Raw genomic sequence first — 4,805 nt, 5'->3', positions numbered from 1 at the left:
TTTTCCCCTCAGGGGTTTTGTGAATAGTTGACATTCTTTTTCTGTCTGAATCAAAGGGTAGTTCTTTTAAACGAGGGTATTTATTTTCCAATCCCTCTTTTTGGTATCCGGCTTTGGCAGCTGTAACAATTAGGGCTCCCTCCGTTGGATCACCGATTATATCCCAATGCTGGTTTTCATCATCCTGTCTCAGGGATGAATTATTGCAAAGGGCAGCAGCTTTTAATAAAAGAGATAATGACTTTTCATCACCGGGCTGTATAGCTTTATCACCTTCCTTGAATTTTCCAAAAGGTTCATAACCCGAGCCTTCCACATCAATCTCTCTGTTAACCATAACTACCTTTTGGACGGTCATCTGGTTTTGGGTTAGGGTTCCGGTTTTGTCCGAACATATTACTGTAGTTGCCCCTAATGTTTCTACCGCGGGCAGTCGCCTGATTATAGCATTTCTTTTTATCATCTGTTGCACACCTAAAGCCAGCACAATTGTCACTACTGCAGGCAATCCCTCCGGAACTGCCGCAACTGCCAGGGAAATACCTGTCATAAACATATCAAAGAATTCAATTCCCCGCAGACATCCCAATAAAACTACAATTGCTATAACAAATAAGATAATTATTCCAAGGTTTTTACCAACCTGGTTTAATTTTTTTTGCAGAGGAGTTAATTCCTGTTTTTGTTCCTGTAACATACCGGCAATCTGTCCCATTTCAGTATCCATACCGGTACCTGCAACTATACCCTTACCTCTTCCGGCAATTACAGATGTCCCCATATAAGCCATATTAACACGATCTCCAAGAGATGTTTCCTTTGCCTTTATTGCCTCAATATTTTTTTCTACTGCCTCTGATTCTCCAGTCAAGACAGATTCCTGAATACGCATCTCTGTTACTTCAACTAAACGTAAATCTGCGGGAATTCTGTCACCGGATTCTAAAAGTACTACATCCCCGGGTACCAATTGTGTTGATTGAATCTTTTTTTGCCGACCATCTCTTACAACCAGTGTTTCAGGAACAGTCATTTTTTTTAAGGCATCCAACGATTTTTCTGCCTTAAATTCCTGAATAACACTCATAATTGCATTTAATATGACGATAATTGCAATTACTATAGCATCAGTTACTTCCCCTAATACGACAGAAACAACAGCAGAGGCTAACAAAATAATGATTAATACATCTTTAAATTGCTCTAACAGCATATCCCATACAGTTCTTCCTTTACCCTCCCTTAATTGATTGGGACCAAATTTTTCCAAACGTGCTTTCACTTTTACATCAGTTAAACCTGTATTTAAAGAGGTATCAAGTTCTGATTCTATTTCCTGAATGGATTTTGAATAATATCTTTTTAACTCTTGTTTTTTTATTTTAGTATTTGTTTCTGCCATTTTTTATTTTTGCACCTCTGAAAATTGAATTAAAATTATCGTAAGATGAGTTATAATTTTTATTTTATAACTACTTTTAGTTAGTAGTTAATATAAAAATCATTATTAATAAAAAAGTATATTTAATACTGGTTTTTTTTGATATAATCCCTGAGATATTCAAGATTCCGCTGTATTTCATGTAAACTCTTGCGGAAATCTACTCCCTTATCAGGTAACCTGGATAAATATTGTGCATAAAATTCCAATGATTCATATCGATGAAAAAGATAGAATTTCATTCCCTTGTCTGAAAGTGCAACTAAAACCTTTCTTCTATCTTCCTGGGCACGTCGTCTTTTTATATAACCGCGTTGTACTAACCGGTCAACAATACTGGTCATAGTAGTGGGAGCTACGTGAAATATTTGAGAGAGTTTACTCATGGAAGCAAATGATTCTTTTCCTAAAAATTCGATAAGATAATGTTCAGTAATGCTAAAGGAAGCTCGCTCAGAGGAAATTTGACTGCCTGATACATGCTCCCATAAAAATTCAGTAAGCTGTAAAAATAAATCATTAATTTCAGAGGCAAGATTATTTTTTTCTTCTTGCATGTTTTTCATATTTTTCCCATTATTAAAAATATATTACGATTATCGCACATTTAATAATGTAATAATACGATTTATTATTGATAAAGTCAATGTATGGTTATTATGCTTTGAGTTAAAGTTTATATGTTAATCTTCTAATAATCTTACTGCCTCTTTTATAGCACATTTTACTGCTTGTATAGACGTACCGCCATAAGATATTTTCGAATTTACAACATCTTCAGGACTCAAAATTGTTAATACATCTTTCTGAAAGGTAGACTGGAAACCATGTAATTCTTCCAGATTTAATTGTTCTATGCTTTTCTTTTTATCAATACAATAAAGTACAATTTCTCCTACTACCCGATGAGCATCCCGGAAGGGTAACCCTTTTTTAACCAGATAATCTGCCAATTCAGTAGCATTGGAAAAATCACCGCTAATACTTTTCTTCATATTATCTGATTTTACCTGCATAGTAGAAATCATCCCGGTCATTATAAGAATAGACTTTTTTAAAATATCAACAGAATCAAATAATGGTTCTTTATCTTCCTGCATATCATGATTATAAGCAAGGGGCAAAGACTTCATAAGAGTAAGCAGGGTAATCAGGTGGCCATATATCCTTCCCGTTTTGCCTCTGATTAATTCTGCAGCATCAGGGTTTTTCTTTTGTGGCATAATACTGCTTCCGGTGCAAAAAGAATCATCCAGCTCAATAAAATCAAACTCCTGAGAAGACCAAAGGATTATTTCTTCACTAAATCGGCTGAGATGCATCATTATCATTGATGCATCGGACAAAAATTCTATAATAAAATCCCGGTCACTGACTCCATCAAGACTATTTGGAGATACTGCGTTAAAATCAAGTTCCTTTGCTACAAAATGCCGGTCTATCGGGTAAGATGTTCCGCCTAAAGCGGCAGAACCTAAAGGCAGAACATCCACTCTTTTAAACAAATCTATTAATCTTTCTCTGTCTCTATTGAATTTAAAAAAATAAGCCAGCAGATGATGAGAGAAGAGTATCGGCTGGGCATGCTGCATATGGGTAAAGCCTGGCATAATTACTCCCAGATAATTTTGAGCAGCAATTAACAGAGCTTCCTGTAAAGACTTTAAATTTTGCTTAATTACTATTATTTCTTCTTTTAAATACATCCTCTCGTCTAAAGCAACCTGGTCATTGCGACTTCGGGCGGTATGAAGCTTTCCGGCGATGTTCCCAATTTTCTTCATTAACTGGTTCTCTACCCAGGTGTGTATATCTTCAGCCTGGTCATCAACAGTTAATTCCCCGGTATTAACTTCATTCAAAATAATATTCAATCCTCTAATTATTTGATTGGCTTCATTATCGGCAATAATTTTACATTTTTTCAGCATTTTAGCATGAGCAATACTACCCTGAATATCATATTTAACTAATTTTTTATCAAAACTAATCGAAGATACAAAATCCAGCATAGTATCGCTTATATCTTTTTTGAATCTACCGCCCCATAATTTTTTCATAAAAAACTCCTATTCATTTTTTCTATTAACTGATGAATAGACTTTGCTCGGTAAACCCCATAGATGAATAAAACCTTTGGCAAAGTCCTGGTTAAAGGTATCACCTTTATCATAGGTAGCAAGATTAAAGTCATAAAGTGAATTTGGTGATTTCCTGCCAACTACTATGCATTGTCCTTTTATTAATTTTACTTTTACCATTCCTGTAACCTGTTCTTTAATAACGCCTACAAATCCGTCTAAGGCCTCTCTTAGAGCAGAAAACCAGAGTCCGTTATAAGTAAGTTCTGCATATTTAAGAGAAATTATTTGTTTAAAATGAGCTAAGTCTCCCGGAAAAACTAAACTTTCCAAAGCGCTATAGGCATTCAACAAAATAGTTGCTCCGGGACATTCATAAGTCTCTCTTGACTTAATTCCAACTAATCTATTTTCCACCATATCTACACGGCCTACTGCATTTGCTCCTCCAATCTTATTTAATTTGGAGATAAGTTTTGATAACTCAAAATTTTCTTCATTGATACTTAAGGGAACTCCCTTCTCAAAATAAATCTCAAGATATGTGGGCTTATTTGGAGCATCTTCAATTCCTACAGTCCACTCAAAAGCTTCCTTAGGAGGCTCTACCCAGGGGTCTTCCAGAACACCACACTCACAGGATCTTCCCCATAAATTCTGATCTATACTGTAAGGATTATTAACATCTACCGGAATTGGAATATTATACTTTTTTGCATATTCTATTTCTTCTTCCCGGGTAAATCCCCATTCTCTTGCCGGTGCAACAACCTCCAGATCCGGATTTAAGGCAGCAGTTGATACCTCAAATCGAACCTGATCATTCCCTTTTCCGGTACTTCCATGGGACACTGCCTGGGCATCTTCTTTTTGGGCATAATCAACTAATATCTTTGATATCAGCGGTCTGGAATAAGCAGTTGCTAAGGGGTAATGCTGTTCATAAACAGCGCCTGCCTGCAAACCCCGTAAAGCATATTCTCTGGCAAATTCTTCTTTGGCATCTACCACATAAGACTTTGCTGCACCAACTTTTAATGCTTTCTCTTTTACAAATTCTAAATCACTTTCCTGTCCTACATCCACTGCCACAGCAATAACTTCGTCGCAGTAGTTTTCCTTTAACCATTTAATAGCAATCGAGGTATCCAAACCTCCTGAATATGCCAGTACAATTTTTTTGTATTTTTTCATTTTAAAAAATCTCCTCATTCCTTATATTATTTCTTTTAATTTATTTTTAAATGATACCTCTGGCTTTTCTGAATATTAAAAACACTATA

At 35.6% G+C, this 4,805-nt stretch carries 4 protein-coding genes; all 4 read right to left on the bottom strand.

Features of this window, described 5'->3' with window-relative positions:
* The coding region (locus tag PHQ99_07835; GenBank protein ID MDD4289480.1) for an HAD-IC family P-type ATPase at positions 1-1,402 on the bottom strand (1,402 nt) is incomplete at its 3' end.
* A gap of 122 nt (positions 1,403-1,524) precedes the next feature.
* Positions 1,525-2,007, bottom strand: a complete 483-nt coding sequence (locus PHQ99_07830; GenBank protein ID MDD4289479.1) for a MarR family transcriptional regulator — start codon at positions 2,005-2,007, stop codon at positions 1,525-1,527.
* Positions 2,008-2,124: 117 nt separating this feature from the next.
* On the bottom strand, positions 2,125-3,501 hold the full coding sequence (gene argH / locus PHQ99_07825; GenBank protein MDD4289478.1) for an argininosuccinate lyase: 1,377 nt from the start codon (positions 3,499-3,501) through the stop codon (positions 2,125-2,127).
* 9 nt (positions 3,502-3,510) lie between these two features.
* The gene (locus PHQ99_07820) at positions 3,511-4,716 is read right to left on the bottom strand and encodes an argininosuccinate synthase (protein MDD4289477.1); all 1,206 of its coding nucleotides are present in this window, start codon (positions 4,714-4,716) and stop codon (positions 3,511-3,513) included.
* Positions 4,717-4,805 lie beyond the last annotated feature (89 nt).

Source organism: Atribacterota bacterium (assembly GCA_028703475.1).
Taxonomy (GTDB): Bacteria; Atribacterota; Phoenicimicrobiia; order Phoenicimicrobiales; family Stramentimicrobiaceae; genus JAQVMU01.
This window is presented reverse-complemented; position numbering and strand designations above follow the sequence as displayed.

Excerpts from the sequence above, each read along its gene's own strand:
- PHQ99_07830 (MDD4289479.1), bottom strand. The coding sequence starts at position 2,007 with ATGAAAAACATGCAAGAAGAAAAAAATAATCTTGCCTCTGAAATTAAT.
- argH (MDD4289478.1), bottom strand. The coding sequence starts at position 3,501 with ATGAAAAAATTATGGGGCGGTAGATTCAAAAAAGATATAAGCGATACT.
- PHQ99_07820 (MDD4289477.1), bottom strand. The coding sequence starts at position 4,716 with ATGAAAAAATACAAAAAAATTGTACTGGCATATTCAGGAGGTTTGGAT.